The following is a 19,459-nucleotide window of genomic DNA, read 5'->3' on the forward strand; positions in this document are numbered from 1 at the left end:
TTGGGTGTTTTGATAGAGCTATGAATCTCAAACAATTGGCTGCGGAACTGGGGCTGTCGCAGACCACCGTCAGCAGGGCGCTCAACGGTTATCCCGAAGTCAATGCCAAGACGAAGGAGCTCGTCCTGGCTGCGGCGCAGCGTCATGGCTATCGGGCCAGCCCCGCCGCCCGGCGGCTTGCGACCGGCAAGGCACACGCGCTTGGCGTTGTTTTTCCAATGGAAAGCAACGTGTTGCTCGATCCGCTCTATGTCGAGTTTCTTGCCGGCGTTGCCGAGACCTGCGGCCAGGCCGGGTTTGACATTCTGGTCAGTCCGACGACGCAGGCGGGCGAGCTCTCCACATATCGCCGTCTGGCGCAGGACGGCACCGTTGACGCCGTGCTGATTTCGTCGCCGCGCAACGTTGACCCGCGCATGGAACTGCTCAAGGACATCGGCTTTCCCTTCGTGGTGCACGGCCGCCCACCGGAGTCCGATGGCGTCGCCTTCCTGGACATCGACAACCGGGACGCCTTCCTGCATGCGACGCGGTTCCTGATCCATCTCGGTCATCAGCGGATCGCCATGTTGAACGGCGAGGACCGCTTCACCTTTGCGGCGGATCGGTTGGCGGGGGCTGCCGGTGCCTATGCCGAGGCGGGGATCGATCCTTCTCTGCTTTCTGTCGATCATGCGCCGATGACCGTCGAGAATGGCTACCGCCTCGCCCGTCAGGTGCTGGCGCGTCCGGACCGGCCGACGGCGCTGCTGTGTGCATCGGTTCTGGTGGCGCTTGGCGCCCTGCGGGCGGCGGCCGAACTCGGCCTCGACGTGCCGCGCGACCTGTCCATTGTCGCCCATGACGACGACATGCCGGCCTTCCAGCCCGATCACATGCACCCGCCGCTGACGACGACGCGATCCTCCATCCGTACGGCTGGGGCGCGCGTGGCCGAGATCGCGCTCGGGCGGCTCGCCGGTGAGGCGCCTCTTGTCCAGGAAGTCTGGAAGGTGGATCTGATCGTGCGCAGCTCCACGGCTCCGGCCATTTGAGGAGCCCCTCCGGGCTGGTTGGCAACGCTCATTTCTCTGCGGACGATCCGGACTTAAGTCCGTCGAAGGCGGGACTATTTTGCTCGATTTAGAGGGCGGAACCGCGGTTTTGAGCTGACGTTTCGGCTGACCGCTGCTTTCGAGGTAAAATATTCTAATCGGCACCGGAAATACGATGCGCCTATCCTTGTTCGCCAGATGTTGCCTTGGTACCCGTGGCTTCATAGGAAGCCGGGCTGCGCATATGGCAAGGCTTGGCAGGTCACTCGCGTGGCGCGGTGGCCTTGAAGGGGTGTCGTGCCAGTGTCCAAGGATCGTCTGACCCATCTGAAGCGGCTCGAAGCCGAATCCATCCACATCATTCGTGAAGTGGCCGCGGAATTCAAAAATCCGGTGATGCTCTATTCCATCGGCAAGGACTCGTCGGTGATGCTGCACCTGACGATGAAGGCCTTCTATCCGTCCAAGCCGCCGTTCCCGCTGATGCATGTGGACACCACCTGGAAGTTCCGCGAGATGATCTCGTTTCGCGACGAGACGGCCAAGCGGCTCGGTCTGGATCTGATCGTGCACACCAACCCCGACGGCAAGCGCGACAACATCAATCCCTTCACCCACGGCTCATCCGTCTACACCAACGTCATGAAGACCGAGGCGCTGAAGCAGGCGCTGACGGCGCACGGCTTTGACGCGGCCTTTGGCGGCGCCCGGCGCGATGAGGAAAAGAGTCGCGCCAAGGAGCGCATCTTCTCCTTCCGCACGGCAACCCACGCCTGGGATCCCAAGAACCAGCGTCCGGAGCTGTGGAAGCTCTACAATTCGCGCGTCCGCCCGGGTGAGAGCATTCGCGTGTTCCCGCTCAGCAATTGGACCGAGCTGGACATCTGGCAGTATATCCTCCTCGAGAACATCCCCATCGTGCCGCTCTATTTCGCCAAGGAGCGCCCGGTGGTGGAGCGCAACGGCCAGCTTCTGATGGTCGACGACGAACGCATGCCGATCGCATCAGGTGAAACCATCGAGAACCGCCTGATCCGCTTCCGCACGCTCGGCTGCTATCCGCTGACGGCGGCCATCGAGAGCCCGGCCGCGACCTTGCCGGAAATCGTGCGCGAAATGCTGCTGGCGCGGACCTCGGAACGCTCGGGCCGTCTGATCGACCATGACGACAGCGCCTCCATGGAAAAGAAGAAGAAGGAAGGCTATTTCTGATGAGCGCCCTGGAATCCCTCGACGTTTCGGCCTTCACGGAATATCTCGCTCGCCACGAGAAGAAGAGCCTTCTTCGCTTCCTGACCTGCGGCTCGGTGGACGACGGCAAGTCGACGCTGATCGGCCGTCTGCTCTATGACACCAAGCTGCTGTTCGAAGATCAGCTGGCAAGCCTGGAGAAGGACTCCAAGAAGCACGGCACGGTGGGTGAGGACATCGACTTTGCGCTGCTGGTCGACGGCCTCGAGGCCGAGCGCGAGCAGGGCATCACCATCGACGTCGCCTACCGCTTCTTTGCCACCGACAAGCGCAAGTTCATCGTCGCCGATACACCGGGCCACGAGCAATATACGCGCAACATGGCGACCGGCGCGTCCAACTCCGATCTGGCCGTCATCCTGGTGGACAGCCGTTACGGCATCCTGACGCAGACGCGGCGTCACTCGTTCATCGCCTCGCTGCTGGGCATCCGGCACGTGGTGCTGGCGGTGAACAAGATCGATCTCGCCGGCTATTCGGAAGACGTGTTCAACAGGATCGTCGCCGAGTACAAGGCGTTTGCCGCCGACTTCGGCTTCCATACCTTCCAGCCGATCCCGCTGTCGGCGCGCTTCGGCGACAACGTGCTCGAACGCGGTCCGAACATGCCCTGGTACACCGGGCCGACACTGGTCGAGCACCTGGAGACGGTGGACATCGAGCAGGATCTGGTGGCCAAGCCCTTCCGCATGCCGGTGCAGTGGGTGAACCGGCCCAATCTGGATTTCCGCGGTTTCTCGGGCACCATCGCCTCCGGGCTTGTGCGTCCGGGCGATGCCGTCGTGGTTGCCAAGTCCGGCCGGTCCTCCACCGTCAAGGCGATTGTCACGCATAATGGCGATCTGCCGGAAGCCGGCGCCGGCGAGGCGGTGACCATCACGCTCAACGACGAGATCGACATCTCGCGCGGCGATGTGCTGACGGCGCCGGACAATCGCCCGGAAGTGTCCGATCAGTTTGCCGCGCATCTGATCTGGATGGCGGACGAGCCGCTCTATCCGGGGCGCCCCTATCTGATCAAGCTCGGCACCAAGCTGGTGCCCGGTCAGGTCACCGAGATCAAGCACAAGATCGACGTCAACACCTTCAGCGAGTTGGCGGCGAAGACGCTGGCGCTCAATGAGGTTGCGGTGGTCAACTTTGCGCTCAGCGAAGCGATCGCCTTCGATCCCTATTGCGAGCATCACGACACCGGCGCCTTCATCGTCATCGACCGCATCTCCAATCTCACGGTTGGTGCGGGCATGGTGGATTTCGGCCTGCGGCGCGCCAGCAACATTCACTGGCAGGCGCTGGATGTCACCAAGGAGTCGCGTGCGGCTGCCAAGCAACAGAAGCCGGTTGTTCTCTGGTTCACCGGCCTGTCGGGCTCGGGCAAGTCGACCATTGCCAATCTCGTGGAGCGTCGGCTACATTCGCTCGATCGGCACACCTTCACGCTCGACGGCGACAATGTCCGGCACGGTCTCAACAAGGACCTCGGCTTCTCCGACGCCGACCGCGTGGAGAACATCCGCCGCGTGGCCGAGACGGCCAAGCTGTTCGTCGATGCGGGCCTGATCGTTCTTGTGTCCTTCATCTCGCCCTTCCGCTCCGAGCGGCAGCTGGCTCGCGAGTTGCTGGAGGATGGCGAGTTTGTCGAGATCTTCGTCAACACGCCGCTGGACGTCGCCGAAGCGCGTGATCCCAAGGGGCTCTACAAGAAGGCGCGTGAAGGCAAGATCCAGAACTTCACCGGCATTTCCTCGCCCTACGAGGCGCCGGAAAATCCCGAGCTGACGCTGGACACGACAGCCTATACCTCCGAGGAACTGGCCGATCAGATCGTGGCCTGGCTCGACAAGCGCGAGTATTTCGGCGCCGGCTCGATCTTCGGCGATTACTCGATCTGACGTGTTTCATCGCAGACCGGTGGGACGCCCCGATGGGGGCGTCTCACAGCCGCCCGGCCGAGCGGCTCAGCGTTGCCATGCGCGTGACGGCAAAGGCGGGGATCAGCGCTGCCAGCGTTGCGAAGACGAAAGTGATGGTGAGCGCCATCCTCAGGTCGTCAGGCGAGTGGGCGCCGGCAAATCCCGCGACATTGGCCACGAGGCCGTTCAGCGCCGCCCCGGCGGCGTAGCCCATGGATTGCAGCGTCGGCAAGAGAGACGAAGCCTTGTCGCGCTCGCCGGCCGGACTTGCGTCCATGATGGTCTGGCACAGATTGGCCCAAGACATGCCCATGGTCATGCCGACGAAGACCGTCGCCGCGATATAGCCCGACGGTGAGGAGACGAACAGCGTCGCCGCGGCCAGTGCCAGGCCGAGGACAAGGCCGCGCGAGCCGCCGACCACAAGGGAAATGGCGCGCGAACGGCTCTTCAGGCTGGCGACACCAATGGCGGTCAGGCTCCAGGCGGTGGCGAGCGCCGACCCCAGGATGCCGGCCATGGTGGTGCTGTAGCCCCACAGATGCTGCGCGGCAAAGACCGTGAACAGGCTGGTCACCGATTGGGCGATCGGCATCAGCACGACGGCCGCAAGGCCCATGCCGGCCAGTGAACTGACCCGGAAGGCTCCGGTCGGGAGAAGGGCAAAGGGCGCGCGTCGATCCATGCGATAGGCAAGGGCGGCCATGGCAATGGCCGCGACAATGAGCAACGGCTGATAGACCGGGCTTTCGATGACAGCGGCCAGCGAGATGGCACCCATGGTGCCGGCCACCAGACCGAGCCTGATACCCGGGAATGGCGTTGCCGTGGCGACGGCTTCGTGAGCCGGGATGGTGCGCAGCACCAGCAAGATGAAGATCGCCACCACCGGCACGTTCACATTATAGGCCGCGCGCCACGACCAAGTCTCTGTGATCCAGCCGGCGAGTGCCGGCCCGCCGAAGGCGGCGACCGCCCAGACGGTGGCCTCGACGCCAAACACCTTGGCCACCAGATTGCCGGGGAAGAGCCGCGGCACCAGGGAATAGCAAATGGCGGACACAAGGCCTTCGCCGGCGCCCTGCAGCAGGCGGCCGAGGATGACCATGATGATGTCGTTGCCCCAGACCACCAGGCTGTTGCCGATGAGGAAGGTGAGGCTGCCGAGCACCAGCGACATGCGGTCACCCAGGCGCAGCTTGGCCAGGCTGGCGGCCGAGCCGGTGACGATGGAGGCGGTGGTATAGGCGGTGAAGGTCCAGGACAGATAGGCCGCCGCATTCAGCTCGCCCACCGCCGTCGGCATGGTGGTCGATACGATGAAGGCGTTGAAGGCAAAGATCGCAATTCCAAGCGAAATCATGATTGTAGCCGGCGCCAGTCGCGGCTGCAAAAGCTCCGCCCAGCGGCCATTTTGCGTGGCCGCGGTGGGGTGGATCTGGTCGGTCATGAAACAACAAGTCCTTTGGTTCAACGCCTTCGGCGGCCCAGGCACATCCGCCGGTCATGTTGGAACACCATGATCGAACAGCGGTAGCTCAAGCCTTTGAACCCCGAGCACTTCCAGATCGATCCGACAAATTCCGTCCGATCCGGGACACGCTCAAGGGCTCCCGCAAACGCAGCAATGAGCTGTGTTAGCCTGATTTGGTTCCGATACCTATCCGAAAAGCCTGCCGGTAATCGTCAGCAGACCTCGTTGCGACGGGATTTGCAGCAAGCTACAACCTCAACAATGGTTGAGGTAAAGCGAAAAATGGCGCATGCGGAACTTTCTGTCGGCGAGGTCGCGGCTCGCAGCGGTGTGGCCGTTTCAGCGGTGCACTTCTACGAGAGGCTCGGTCTGATCACGAGCCGTCGCACCGGCGGCAATCAGCGACGCTTTGATCGCGACGTTCTCAGACGCTTGGCTGTGATCCGGGCGGCGCAGGAGCTCGGCATTCCGCTCAAGCAGGTTCAGGACGCCTTTCGCAAGCTGCCGGACATGCGGGCGCCTGGACGCGACGACTGGGAAGCCATTTCGAGCGGATGGCGCGACATGCTGGAGGCGCGGATCTCCAAGCTGGAGCGCCTGAGGGATCGGCTTGGCGAGTGCATCGGCTGCGGCTGCCTGTCGATGGATCGCTGTTCCATTTTCAACGACGAGGACAAGGCCGCTTGCGATGGCGTGGGGGCTGTGTTCCTGGAAAGGTGATGCCTTTCAGGCGTCAGATCACCATGGAGTCCAGATTGGACGTGCCGGACGCTCCCAGGAACATCTTCAGGCGCATGGCCTTGGAGAAGACGACCGCTCGGTCGCGGCCCGTGCGTTTGGCATCATAGAGCGCGGTATCGGCCGCCGTCAGCAGGAGCTCGAAGTTCGGCCCAGTCTCCGAAATGGCGGCAATGCCGCAGCTGACACTCAGCTTGATCGGCTGATCATTGGTTGGAATGTTGATGTCGCGAACGCACTGGCGGAGGTGGCTGGCAAAGCTGGTGGCAATGCCGGCGCTGGCGTGGGGCATGTAGAGGGCGAACTCCTCGCCGCCGACGCGAGCGAAGATGTCCGGCTCCTGGATCCTGGCCGATAGCGCATCGGCGAAGGCAACCAGCGCCATATCTCCGACCGAGTGGCCATGCGTGTCGTTGATGCTCTTGAAATGGTCGAGATCGAACAGGATCAGCGCGCCACTGCCTGTGGAGGCTTCGACCATCTGCTTGGCGCTCTTCATGAAGATTCGCCGATTGCACAGGCCGGTGAGCGAGTCGGTTTCCGCTGCCGTGCGCAACTTGCGTTCCGTGCGCTGGCTGTGCATCGCAAGCAGGTTCGGGCCCATGAAGGCCATGCTGATCGCGGCTTCAAGGCCGATCCACACATACCATCCATAGCGGGGGAGGGCGTCGGAGCCTTCCGGCAAGGGGGCGGTCAGGACCAGTCCGATGCGAGCGATGTGGCTCACGCTGTGGATCGAGAACATCCCGATCAGGGACGTATAGGATGAAAGCGGCTCTTGCTGGCGCAGAAGCCGAACTTCGCGAATCACGGCGAACGAGAAGGCGACGTTCAGCGCCGAAATCAGAATGGTGCGGGCGTTGATCGACTCATATTGCTTGGTCAAGGTTGCAAACAGGAACCAGATCACAATGCCGGACAAGGAGAAAGCGATGTCGGAAGAGGTGATGCGGCCGGCAAACTTCTTGAGGCCCAGCCAGGCCAGTCCGTAGCCAAGCAGGCCGAGGCCGTTGGCAAAGCCTATGGACATGGCGTCGGGAAGCAGCGCGCGCCCCATGAGCAGGATCATGGTTACGAGAAAAGCCGCGTAACTGGCGCCCCAATAGACGAAGTGACTGGAGTTGCGACTCGCTGTCCAACCCAGTGCCATGATGCCGATATTGCATGCTGCCAGGCAGATGCTCACGGTCAATAGCGTTGGAAGCTCCAGTACATGCATACGCGCCTCAAGCCCTGATCCACTCTCTTATATGGTCAAAACGCTATGCCGCTGGCGTTAACAAAACCGCTAGAGCAGGGGGCTGTTCACTAACGAAAATTGTTAGCTTCCTGGTTTGGTTGTCGAAAGGTTAATAATGTCTAGCCTTGGCACTGCGTCCGGCGCGGCCAGACACGGCGTCTTTGCCTCCATTTCTGTCTTAAAACCGCGTGACAGGCGCCCGGAACCAAATTAGAACGCGGGTGTCTTTCGAGGATCCATGTCATGTCCGGTCTTTCGCGTACGTCCGATGATCTCAGCCCGCGTCGTCGGCGTATCCTCTATCACGCCTGGCACCGCGGCACGCGGGAGCTCGACCTGCTTCTTGGTCGCTTTGCCGACGCGCATGTGGGCGACCTGCTCGAGGCCGAGCTCGATGATTTCGAGGCGCTGATGGAGGTCGAGGACAAGGACCTGTTTGGCTGGATCCTCGGCAAGCAGGAGACGCCGGAGCAGTTTCGCACGGCCGTCCTGGCCAAGGTGCTCGCCTACGCCGCCGCCCATCCCCTGACCGACTGACCGTTTCGTCCGATGTCCATCAAGTGGTCTGAGATCTTCAAGGAATTCCGTTCCGTCACCGTTGGTTCGGTGCCCGATGGCGCCGAGGCGCTGGTGCTGGCCGAGATGGTCCGATCGGGCAAGCGCACCGGGCTTGATGCCGTCTATGTGGCCCGCGATGGCCAGCGGCTGCAGCAGTTGCAGCGGGCGCTCGCCTTCTTCGCGCCCGAGATCGGCGTGCTGGAGTTCCCCGGCTGGGACTGTCTGCCCTATGACCGCGTGTCGCCGACCCCGGCCATCGTCGCCAAGCGCATGACGACGCTGTCCGAGCTGACGGCGCGGATCAAGGAACCCAAGCCCTTCGTGCTGCTGACCACCGTCAACGCCATCGTGCAGAAGGTGGTGCCGCCGGCCTCCGTGGCCGGACAGGTGATGGCGCTCGGGCCTGGCAACATGGCCGACATGGCCAAGCTGACCGGCTGGCTGGAAGACGCGGGCTTCTCGCGTTCCTCGACGGTGCGCGACACCGGCGAATATGCCGTGCGTGGCGGCATTCTCGATCTGTTTGCCCCCGGTGCGGAAGCGCCCGTGCGGCTCGATTTCTTCGGCGATACGCTGGAATCCATCCGCACCTTCGATCCGGAAACCCAGCGCTCCACCGGACAGCTGAAGCGCCTCGATCTCGTGCCCATGAGCGAAGTGCAGATCACGCCGGCGTCGATCAAGCGCTTCCGGCAGGGCTATGTGGCCAACTTCGGCGCCGCGACCTCCGGCGATCCGATGTATGAGGCGATCTCCGAGGGGCGGCGCTACGCCGGCATCGAGCACTGGATTCCGCTGTTCCACGAAGGCCTTGGCTCGCTGTTCGACTATTGCGGCGATGCGCCCACCATCGTCGATCCCTTGACCGACGAGGCCATCACCGAGCGGCTGGTCACCGTCTCCGATCACTACGAAGCACGCATCGATGCGCTCAAGACCGGCGGCTCCGGCGCCCCCTACAAGCCGATGCCGCCGTCGGCGCTCTATTTCACCGACACCGAAGCCAAGGCGATCCTGGCCCGCCGCGACGTGGCGCATCTCACGCCCTTCGCCCGTCCGGAGCAGAGCGCGCTCAAGATCGTCGACTTCGGCGGCAAGACCGGCCGCAGCTTTGCCGCCGAGCGGGCGTCGGGCGACGTCAACATCTTCGACGCGCTGGTCAAATACCTCGACACGCTCAAGGCGGAGAAGCGCAAGGCCATCATCGCCTGCTGGTCGGAAGGCTCGCGCGATCGCCTGCAGCAGGTGCTGCACGATCATGGCGCCGGGACGACCGACAGCGTTCCGCATCTCGACGCAGCGCTGAAGTCCGCGCCGCAGAAGCTGCCGCTCGCCATCCTCGGCATTGAGACCGGCTTTGAACTGCCCGACTTCGTGGTGATCGCCGAGCAGGACGTGCTGGGCGATCGTCTGGTGCGCGGCGCCAAGAGCCGCAAGAAGGCCGAGAATTTCATCAAGGAAGCCACCAGCCTCGCCGAGGGCGATCTGGTGGTGCATGTGGAGCACGGCATCGGCCGCTTCATCGGCCTGCGCACGATCGAGGCGGCCGGCGCACCGCATGATTGCCTCGAGCTGCAATATGCCGGCGGCGACAAACTGTTCCTGCCGGTCGAGAATATCGAGCTGCTGAGCCGCTACGGCTCGGACGACGCCGAGGCGCAGCTCGACAAGCTGGGCGGCGGTGCCTGGCAGGCGCGCAAGGCGCGGATGAAGAAACGCATCCGCGAGATCGCCGACGAGCTGATCAAGACGGCCGCCGCGCGCCTGCTCAAGACCGCACCGGTGCTGATACCGCCGGAAGGCATCTACGACGATTTCGCCGCCCGCTTCCCCTATGACGAGACCGACGACCAGCTGAATGCCATCGAGGCGGTGGCCGGCGATCTCGGAGCCGGCCGGCCCATGGACCGCCTCGTCTGCGGCGACGTTGGTTTCGGCAAGACGGAAGTGGCGCTGCGCGCCGCCTTCCTCGCCGCCATGAGCGGCAAGCAGGTGGCGGTGGTGGTGCCGACGACGCTGTTGTCGCGCCAGCATTTCCGCACCTTCTTCGAACGCTTCAAGGGCCTGCCGATCGAAGTGCGGCAGGCCTCGCGTCTCGTGCCGACCAAGGACCTGGCCGCCACCCGCGCCGGCCTCGCCGACGGCACCGTCGATGTGGTGGTCGGCACCCATGCGCTGCTCGCCAAGGGCATCGAGTTCAAGGACCTCGGCCTTCTGATCATCGACGAGGAGCAGCATTTCGGCGTCAAGCACAAGGAACGGCTGAAGGAACTCAAGTCCGACGTGCACGTGCTGACGCTCAGCGCCACGCCGATCCCGCGGACGCTGCAGCTGGCGCTGACGGGTGTGCGCGAGCTGTCGCTGATCGCCACGCCGCCGGTCGACCGTCTCGCCGTCCGCACCTTCGTCACCCCCTTCGATGCGCTGGTGGTGCGCGAGGCGATCCTGCGCGAGAAATACCGCGGCGGGCAGTGCTTCTATGTCTGCCCGCGCGTCGCCGATCTCTCCGATCGGGCCGAGTTCCTCGCCAAGCATGTGCCCGAGGTGAAGGTAGCCATTGCCCACGGCCAGATGGCGGCGACCCAGCTCGAAGACATCATGAATGCCTTCTACGAGGGCCAGTATGATGTGCTGCTCTCCACGACCATCGTCGAAAGCGGTCTCGACATTCCCACCGCCAACACGCTGATCATCCACCGGGCCGACATGTTCGGTCTCGCCCAGCTCTACCAGCTCAAGGGCCGTGTCGGCCGGTCGAAGACGCGCGCCTATGCCATCTTCACCACGCCGGCCGAGCGGCAGATCAACACCGTGGCCGAACGGCGCCTCAAGGTGCTGCAGTCGCTCGACACGCTGGGCGCCGGTTTCCAGCTCGCCAGCCACGACCTCGACCTGCGCGGTGCCGGCAACCTCCTTGGCGAGGAACAGTCCGGTCACATCAAGGAAGTCGGCTACGAGCTTTATCAGCAGATGCTCGAAGAGGCCGTCGCGCAGCTGAAAGCCGGCAACTTCGACGATGTGGCCGAAGACACCTGGTCGCCGCAGATCACCATCGGCACGCCGGTGCTGATCCCGGACTATTATGTGCCGGATCTGCAGCTGCGGCTCGGGCTCTATCGCCGCCTGGCCGATCTCGAGGACGGCAGTTCCATCGACGCCTTTGGCGCCGAGCTGATCGACCGCTTCGGGCCGCTGCCGGAAGAGGTGGAGCATCTCCTCAAGATCGTCACCATCAAGGCGCTCTGCCGCAAGACCAATGTGGAGAAGATCGACGCCGGCCCCAAGGGCATCGTGCTCGGCTTCCGCGACGGCAAGTTCGAGAACCCGGCGGCGCTGGTCAAGTATATCGGCGAGCAGGGCGTGCTGGCCAAGATCCGGCCCGACCAGAAGATCGTGCTGGTGCGCGAATGGCCCGAGGCCGAGCAGCGCCTCAAGGGCACCGCCGCCGTTCTGGTGCGCCTCGCCAAGATGGTCGACGACGCCAAGGCCGGCGCCAACACCCAGCTGCAGGCGCCCGACCTCAAGAAACTGTCGCTGAAACCAACCCCGCCGCCACCGCCACCCGAACCGGTGAAAAAAGGCCGCTTCCCCTCGGTCAAGAGCCTGAAGGACCGCGGCTGGAAGCGGTGACGGGGTAGGGGGGCTCGATTGCCCCAACTCATGAAGATATCTGGCTCGATACGTCCCTTCCGAGCTTGGCTTGACGGGGCCGCGCCGCAGAATTCCGGTGACTGCTTGCCTAATTCACGCGTATCGCTTGCCGCGTTTTCTCCATCCTTTCAATGAATTGGGCTAGCTGTCACCAGGGAACTCGTCGTCGCCAGACCTCCCACCCGGAGTTCAACAAGGGTTGGAAGGCCGCGCTGGCGGGCGACACCACTTTGCCAACGGCCTCAACGTCCACGCCGGCAAGCGCACCTACAAAGCCGTCGCCGATGCTCTCGGACTCGCCTACATCTCAACGGCGAACGTGCTCGGCAGAGAGTAGGGGACGGGATTAGCGTGATGAGATTTGGCACCGGAGCGGGGAACTGCTCCGGTGTTTTTTGTTGGGGGCGGCGGTCGGTTCAAGTCGGGGTTCGCCAAGTAGCTGCTTTGCGGCCGGAAGCGGAATAGCGGCTTCCAGACGATGAGACAATCAAGCGGACATTCGATGGACGCGGGTGGAAAGGAATAGTCAGACCACAAGCGGCCGGAGTAGCCTGAATGGCCTCCCTCATCGAGAAACAGTTGATTTACGGAAGCAGGATGCAAGCCTAGTTGCGCCGCGAAGACCGCCAGTGGCAGATAGCAATGAGCAGGCAGATCGCGGACAAGGCCAAGTAGCAAGCAGACGGGGGCATCAGTCCGGCCTCATGTACGGTCATGCCGACAACTGCGTATATGATAGCCTGTACGATGTAGAGCAGCGGCAGCGCGTGTCGTAGGATAATGCTGAGGATAAACTTCATTTCCGATCTCCGTGGTTGATCGGATTGCTATGATCCTCATCTGACGAGGCCCGTCGCTGCAGTAATCGGAAGACACGTGGAAACGAGCTAAGATGGCGTCGGAGATCAGCAGTGGCCGCACCTTCCCTGAGGTGCTGAGCTGGCACTTAAACAACGGCACGCGCCCTGAGGGTTCGCCTGAAAGGGCCGGGAAGCTCTGGACGAATAAGGAACTCGCTGAAACGATCGGCGTTTCCGACAGAACGGTCAGATACTGGCGCACAGGCAAGAACTACCCGGACGACATAAGGTCGCTAGAATCGGCCCTGTTCGGCGACAATCTGGCCTACTCACAGCAACGGCAGGAATTACGGACGGCACCGCGTGCATTTCCTCCGCATTCGCCGTCGCCCCGGAGGCCGCGTGCAGCCTTTCCGATTGTGCCACCGGCACGATGCATTGGCCGGGATGTCGAAACGAAATCGATCCTCGCCGCACTATCCGGAAAGGCGCAGGCGGCTATTCTGGTGTTGGGGTCGGCAGGCATAGGTAAATCGACCCTTCTCCAGCGCATAGCCATCGACTCATGCAGCATCGCCCGCTTCCGGCACCGCCGATGGCTCATACCGCTTGAAACGATTACCGGGAGCGCGCCGTTACGCGCCGCAATAATCCGTGCTGTGGGCCTCGATCCGTCGCGGCACAGCTTCCGGCAAGCGCAAAGCCAGTTGGCAAGACAGAAAAGTCTCATCCTCCTCGATAACCTCGAAACACCTTGGGAGCGGGATTCTACCGCCGTCGAGGATTGCCTTGCAGAGCTTATGGCGGTCCCTACGGTGAGTATGATCGTCGCGCTTCGGGGCGCGGACGTACCGCTGCGTCCAGGCTGGACAGTCGCGCCAGTGCGAGTCGAGCCGCTCGATCGAGCGGCTTCAATGCAACTTTTCAGATCAATCGCAGACAATATTTCCGACTCCGATTCACATTTAGTTCCACTCCTTGACGAACTCGGCGGCGTGCCGCTCGCGATCGAGTTGGTCGCGTACCGCGCAACGCCCTACGACTCACTCGAAGACTTGTGGGATGAATGGAAGGATCGAGGCACGGCGCTCGCGCGCCTTCCAAACGCGCCTGAGGGGCGCCTCACTTCAATCGATCGATCCATCGATTTGTCGCTGAGGTCGCCACGTCTGCACGAAAGCGGACTTGCCCTGTTTCGTCTGCTCGGGCCGTTGCCTACCGGTATTGCGATCCTGGATCGAACAGCCTTGCTTGGGGCAGGCGGTAGAGAGGCAGCCCGCCAGCTTTTGTCGGTCGGGCTTGCGCATCAACGGCGCGGGCACCTCGATCTGCTGCCGCCGGTTCGGAACATGGTGCTGCGACTACACCCCCTCGATAAGGAAGAGACTGCTCGCTGGCGTCGTCACTTTCTGCGCTTGGTGAGAGAACTCGGTCCTAGGCTCGGCTGGCGCGAAGGTGCCGTTGCAGCTGCCCGCCTAATGCCCGAGACTGCTAACATCGAGGCGGCTTTCGACAACGCTCTCGCCGCGAGCGATCTGACAGATGTCGCGGATGCGGCGTTCGGATATGCAGAGCTTCTTCGATTTACGGGGATCGGTGGCATCGAGCCCCTCAAGCGACTTGTCGAAGCATACAAGGCCGCGGGCAAGCCAGAAGCTGAAGCGCAGTGCGCTCTTGCCGTCGGCAACGTCGAAGCCCACCGTTCGCAGTACGATAGCGCGAGACAATTCTACGAATGCGCGCTACGCATTTTCGAGACGACTGGTAACCTTGCTGGACAGGCCAAATGCGCTTGGCGGCTTGGCGATGTAGCCATATCGCAATGGGATCATCCTTCAGCGCATGACCTGTTTGAGAGAGGGAGGCAGCTCCATCAGGAAATCGGCGATGAACGCGGAAGCGCGACATGCATCTATGAGCTTGGCAACATCGCTCTGTACGGCGACCGGCTCAATGAGGCAAAGAAAGCCTACGAAGAGGCATTGCTGGTCTTTGAGCGCCATGAAGACACGCTGCATATCGCGAATTGTATATGGCGGCTTGGCGATGTGACTTTGGGTAGGGGCGACGCAGACAGCGCATATGAGTGCTATGCGCAGGCGCTCAGGCTTTTTACTCAGGTCGGCGATCCGCGTGGCGAAGCCAATTGCATGCAGCGCCAAGGGGATATCCATCTCAGGCGATGCGAGTTCGGTGAAGCACAGGCGCTATACATCAAGGCAATCGATATCTATCGCGTTGTCGCATCCGCTTTCGGACAAGCAAATTGCCTGAAAAGCCTAGGGGACATCGCGCACGAACAGGACAACCGCGACAAAGCTGAAAAATGCTACGAGCAAGCCCTCGTGCTGTACGCCAGCATTCCGAATCCTCTTGGGATTGGCCAAACCCACCACCGACTTGCAGGGCTGCGTACCGGCAAGGAAAGGGCAGCACACGAACGTTCTGCTCGAGAAGCATGGGCCTCCATCGGACGGAACGATCTGATCATACAGTTGCCGAATAGTGGTTAAGCCTACGATAATGGCTATTAACTTGAGTGCCCCCTCAGTAACGGTGGGTGAAATCCGCACTCTGCTGTCTAACCCGTCGCCGTAGGCAATGAGGAGATTTTGTGAAGGTCGAAGGCGCCGGCAACATAATGTCAGCTTTCGAGAAACGTTCACTTGCGACTCAACGACGGACTTGGGGCGCAAAGCAGTCATGCGCTCCCCTGTCTAGTTGATTGCCCCCTCCGCCATCTCCCCAAAAAAATCTTATCCCCCTCCCACCTGTCCTCCCCCATAATCCCCTCATCCGTGGCCGGCGGGGAGGTGTCAGGATCCAGCACCGAGCATCTGGCCGGGGACCGGTCCCGCGCCTGCCGACTGGCGGCAGTCCCGGGCGAGCCTGACCTCGGTACCACTGCCCCGCACTACGACGGGGTGCCCTGAAGCAGGAGGGCGATAGGGGTGTCGGGTGGGTCCAGAGCGACGGAGGCGGCACTGATGGCGATGAGTCACGCAGCCCGTCCTTACGTAACCGGGACCGCCTGGCTCCGGCCGATGGGCCACCGTCTTTCCCCGCGCGCTCTCGGGCGTGACGGCAGACGGAGGTTCGGGAGGTGTCTCGCATGAGGCGCTGACCAAAGCCGGGACAGCCCTGAAGACGTACCGTTTAAAATCGGGGGCGCGAGCTCCCGGACAGGCTTCGTACACACCGGACGGGAGCGCGGGCGACCGCTATCCTACTCCAAACCTTACCGCGGCCCCGCCGCGCTCCCGTCCCCGCACTTTGTGGGGAGATGATGCATTCAAAGCTCCGGAGGTCGAGGCCTCGCGGAGGTGCCTGTGTTTGTGGGCGCAGAATTCCGGTGACTGCTTGCTCAATTCACGCGCCGTGCGTGGCGGTATTTCTCAGGTCTTTCAATGAATTGGGCTAGCTGTCACCAGGCAATTCGTCCTCGCCTGGACTCCCACCCCGAATTGCCTGGTGACAGCTGTCCGAATTCACCCTGACCGCGCGTGCGAGCCACCCTAGCACCAGAGGTGAATTCGAAAAGCAGTCACCGCAATTCTTCGCGGCCTTCGAAGCCCATCTTGCCGGGGCAGAGTTGGAGAGGGTGGGCCATTCGATCGTTCAACCGTCGACATCAGGAATCTACCCGCCTCGACAAACACCAGATCATCTCCGCACCACCTGCCCCCCAACGCAAAAGCCTTGCCACCAGCATCCCTGTTGCACGGGGCATCCCACAAACCCGGCAAGTCAGGAAATATTTTGCGTCAGGAGCGGGATTGCTGGAATGCCGGCGCCTTGTCGGGGGCAGGGGTGTTCCGTATCGTCCGCTCACCTCATCTTCCAGGCAGTGTCTTCATGAAGCCCACGAACCCGATGTTTACCGGCCTTCCCACCACGATCTTCGAGGTGATGTCGTCTCTGGCGCGCGAGACCGGGGCGATCAATCTCGGGCAGGGCTTTCCGGACGTGGACGGGCCCGAGATCATCCGCCGGGCCGCCGCCGATGCGCTGATGGCCGGGCCGAACCAGTATCCGCCCATGATGGGCGTGCCCGAGCTCAGGCAGGCGGTGGCCGAGGCGAGCCTCAGGTTTCAGGGCATTCCGGTCGATTGGCAGAAGGAAGTGATGGTCACCTCCGGAGCCACCGAGGCGATCACCGATGCGATCCTCGGCCTTGTGGCGCCGGGCGACGAAGTGGTGCTGATCGAACCGCTCTATGACAGCTACCTGCCGATCGTGCGGCAGGCCGGCGGCATTCCGAAACTGGTGCGCATCGCGCCGCCGAAATGGGAACTCGATCCGGACGCACTGGCGGCGGCCTTCTCCGACAAGACCAAGGCGATCCTCATCAACTCGCCGATGAACCCGGCCGGCAAGGTGTTCAGCCGGGCCGAGCTGCAGATCATCGCCGATCTCTGTCTCAAGTTTGATGCCTATGTCATCGCCGACGAGGTCTACGAGCATCTCGTCTATGACGGCGAGCAGCATCTCAGCCTGATGGGCTTCGAGGGCATGCGCGACCGGGTGGTGCGCATCGGCTCGGCCGGCAAGACCTTCTCGCTGACGGCCTGGAAGATCGGCTATGTGACGGCCGCGCCGAATCTCCTGGCGCCGATTGCCAAGGCGCATCAGTTCGTCACCTTCACCACGCCGCCGGACCTGCAGAAGGCCGTCGCCGTCGGCTTGCGGCTGGGCGACGACTATTATGCCGACTTCAAGACCGGGCTGCAGGCCAAGCGCGATCGCTTGTCGGCGGGGCTGAAGTCGCTGGGCTTCGATGTGCTGCATTCGGGCGGTACCTATTTCATCAGCACCGATACCGGCCCGCTCGGCCTTCAGGATGATGCCGAGGCCTGCCTCAAGATGACGCGCGAGGCGGGCGTGGCGGCGGTGCCGGTGTCGGCCTTCTACGCCGCCGATCCGCCCAGCAACTTCATCCGCTTCTGCTTCTGCAAGCAGGATCATGTGCTGGACGAAGCGCTCAATCGTCTGGGTGATTGGCTGAAACGGCAGCGGTCGTGACTGTTTATCGCGCTTTAGTGAAATTGCGTATGATGCATTCGGCATTGAGACTTGCCGATGCCGCGCGGGCGGTTTAGCAGGCGCTCACACGCATTTCCGGAGTTCACGATGTCCAATCCAGTTCTTGTCGAAGTCACCCGCGGCGGAGTGGTGGAAAGTCGGCATCGTGGCGCCGTGGCCGTCGTCGACGGCGATGGTTCGGTGCTGTGGTCGCTGGGCGACATCGATCGGCCGAGTTTTCCTCGCTCGGCCGTCAAGCCCTTCCAGGCGCTGCCCTTCATCGAGAGCGGGGCGGCGGACAAGTTCGGCTTCGGCAACGCGGAGCTCGCCTACTCCTTCTCCTCGCACAATGGCGAGGCGCGGCACATCGCGACCACCCGATCCATGCTGGCCAAGGCCGGCCTCGACGAGAGCTGCCTTGTCTGCGGTGCGCATTGGCCCAATCGCGAGGACGATCACGCCGCGATCCATGCCGCCGGCGGCAAGCCGCTGAAGGTGCACAACAACTGCTCGGGCAAGCATGCGGGCTTTCTCTGCACTGCGGTGGCCATGGGTGTCTCGCCCGAGGGCTATCACAAGGCCGGGCATCCGGTGATGGACGAGGTGATTGCCGCCGGCGCGTTCATGACCGGTACGCCGCATGCTCAGGACATCTGCGGCATCGATGGTTGCTCCATCCCCACCTTCGCCATTTCCACCCGATCGATGGCCCATGGCTTTGCCCGCTTCGTCACCGGCGTCGGCCTCGGCCCCGAGCGCGCCAAGGCGGCCGACCGGCTGCGTCTGGCGGCGGCGGCCGATCCGTTCATGGTGGCGGGAACGGGACGATTCTGCACGCGGGCGATGGCTGCTCTCGGCGATCGCGCCATGGTCAAGACCGGCGCCGAGGGCGTGTTCACCGCGGCGATCAAGTCGCTGGGCCTCGGCGTTGCGCTGAAGATCGACGATGGCGCGGCGCGCGCTTCGGAGGCTGTGACGGCGGCGATCCTGATGAAGCTGCTCAAGATCAGCCCCGATGATGCCGCCCACGCGGAAATGACCAAGCTCGCCAACCCCACGATCAAGACCTGGGCAGGCGAGCTGGCTGGCGAGATCCGCGTGACGGATGCGCTGATTCAGGCGATGGGCTGACCGGTTACGGCATCACTTCGACGCGCATGGACGCCTTGCCGTATTCGCTGGCGAGGCTGTAGAGCAGCGTCGCATTGTCCGGATGCAGGCGAACGCAGCCATGCGACGCCGGCGTGCCCAGGCGCTTGATATAGGGCGTGGCGTGGATGGCGTAGCCCTCGTTGAAGAAGATGGAATGGGGCATCGGCGCGTTGTCATATTTGCGCGAGTGCCACATGACATGCATGCGATAGGGCGTCCAGAAGCCCGTGGGCGTCTTGTATCCGCGGCGTGCGGTCGAGACGGGCCAATCGTATTTGGTCTTGCCGTCGACGATCACCAGCATGCGCTGGAGCGAGATGTCGACGCGAACCAAGACCCTCGGGCCGAGGGCGTGGCGCGAGTTGGGGCCGGCGAAGGCAACAGTCGATGCCACTTCCGACAGCGGCGCCATGGTCATGGCCAGCTGCGGTGCCGGCGTGGTGGCGCTGATGGATGGGCGCATGCCCAACTCGTCTGCGCTTGGCGGCGGTGTGGCCTCAAGCGAAACGGCGAAGGCGGAATGACTGGAAAAAGCAACAATGGCAGCAAAGCCGCAAAGGGCGAGGAAGCGAGACATGACGACCCCCGAAACGACAGCGTCATGATCGGGCCGATTGGTTAAGTTA

At 62.8% G+C, this 19,459-nt stretch carries 12 protein-coding genes; 9 read left to right on the plus strand and 3 right to left on the minus strand.

Annotated features, from left to right (window positions below):
* Positions 1-20 precede the first annotated feature (20 nt).
* The 3 genes from L2I41_RS00370 (at position 21) to cysN (ending at position 4,177) form a co-directional block, all read left to right on the plus strand.
* A complete protein-coding gene (locus L2I41_RS00370) occupies positions 21-1,034 on the plus strand; it encodes a LacI family DNA-binding transcriptional regulator (protein ID WP_237151511.1) in 1,014 nt (337 codons plus the stop codon).
* Between the two features lie 303 nt (positions 1,035-1,337).
* Positions 1,338-2,246, plus strand: a complete 909-nt coding sequence (cysD, locus tag L2I41_RS00375) for a sulfate adenylyltransferase subunit CysD (protein ID WP_237151512.1) — start codon at positions 1,338-1,340, stop codon at positions 2,244-2,246.
* Positions 2,246-4,177 (plus strand): sulfate adenylyltransferase subunit CysN, encoded by a 1,932-nt coding sequence (gene cysN, locus L2I41_RS00380; protein ID WP_237151513.1) that lies wholly within the window; start codon positions 2,246-2,248, stop codon positions 4,175-4,177. Before cysD ends, cysN begins: the two co-directional genes overlap by 1 nt.
* A 43-nt stretch (positions 4,178-4,220) precedes the next feature.
* On the opposite strand, the gene L2I41_RS00385 is transcribed toward cysN, so the two are convergent.
* Entirely contained in the window at positions 4,221-5,648 is a 1,428-nt protein-coding gene (locus L2I41_RS00385) for an MFS transporter (RefSeq protein WP_237151514.1), read from the minus strand.
* 306 nt (positions 5,649-5,954) lie between these two features.
* Here L2I41_RS00385 and soxR point away from each other — a divergent pair, with 306 nt between their 5' ends.
* On the plus strand, positions 5,955-6,392 hold the full coding sequence (gene soxR, locus L2I41_RS00390) for a redox-sensitive transcriptional activator SoxR (RefSeq protein ID WP_237151515.1): 438 nt from the start codon (positions 5,955-5,957) through the stop codon (positions 6,390-6,392).
* Positions 6,393-6,405: 13 nt separating this feature from the next.
* On the opposite strand, the gene L2I41_RS00395 is transcribed toward soxR, so the two are convergent.
* Positions 6,406-7,560, minus strand: a complete 1,155-nt coding sequence (locus L2I41_RS00395; RefSeq protein ID WP_237151516.1) for a GGDEF domain-containing protein — start codon at positions 7,558-7,560, stop codon at positions 6,406-6,408.
* 333 nt (positions 7,561-7,893) lie between these two features.
* On the opposite strand from L2I41_RS00395, the gene L2I41_RS00400 reads away from it, so the two are divergent.
* From L2I41_RS00400 to L2I41_RS00420, 5 genes are all read left to right on the plus strand, one after another.
* A complete protein-coding gene (locus L2I41_RS00400) occupies positions 7,894-8,187 on the plus strand; it encodes an FAD assembly factor SdhE (protein ID WP_237151517.1) in 294 nt (97 codons plus the stop codon).
* Positions 8,188-8,199: 12 nt separating this feature from the next.
* Complete coding sequence (gene mfd / locus L2I41_RS00405; protein ID WP_237151518.1) at positions 8,200-11,838, plus strand: transcription-repair coupling factor; 3,639 nt, start codon at positions 8,200-8,202, stop codon at positions 11,836-11,838.
* Positions 11,839-12,751: 913 nt separating this feature from the next.
* Positions 12,752-15,172, plus strand: a complete 2,421-nt coding sequence (locus tag L2I41_RS00410) for a tetratricopeptide repeat protein (protein WP_237151519.1) — start codon at positions 12,752-12,754, stop codon at positions 15,170-15,172.
* 1,342 nt (positions 15,173-16,514) lie between these two features.
* Positions 16,515-17,681 carry an aminotransferase gene (locus L2I41_RS00415; protein ID WP_237151520.1) on the plus strand — a complete coding sequence of 389 codons (1,167 nt, stop codon included), beginning with the start codon at positions 16,515-16,517 and terminating at the stop codon, positions 17,679-17,681.
* 108 nt (positions 17,682-17,789) lie between these two features.
* Complete coding sequence (locus L2I41_RS00420; protein ID WP_237151521.1) at positions 17,790-18,812, plus strand: asparaginase; 1,023 nt, start codon at positions 17,790-17,792, stop codon at positions 18,810-18,812.
* A gap of 4 nt (positions 18,813-18,816) precedes the next feature.
* Here L2I41_RS00420 and L2I41_RS00425 read toward each other — a convergent pair whose 3' ends face one another.
* Positions 18,817-19,410 (minus strand): L,D-transpeptidase, encoded by a 594-nt coding sequence (locus L2I41_RS00425; protein ID WP_237151522.1) that lies wholly within the window; start codon positions 19,408-19,410, stop codon positions 18,817-18,819.
* Between the last annotated feature and the right edge of the window lie 49 nt (positions 19,411-19,459).

It is taken from the genome of Oryzibacter oryziterrae (assembly GCF_021864535.1).
Classification (GTDB): Bacteria; Pseudomonadota; Alphaproteobacteria; order Rhizobiales; family Pleomorphomonadaceae; genus Pleomorphomonas; species Pleomorphomonas oryziterrae.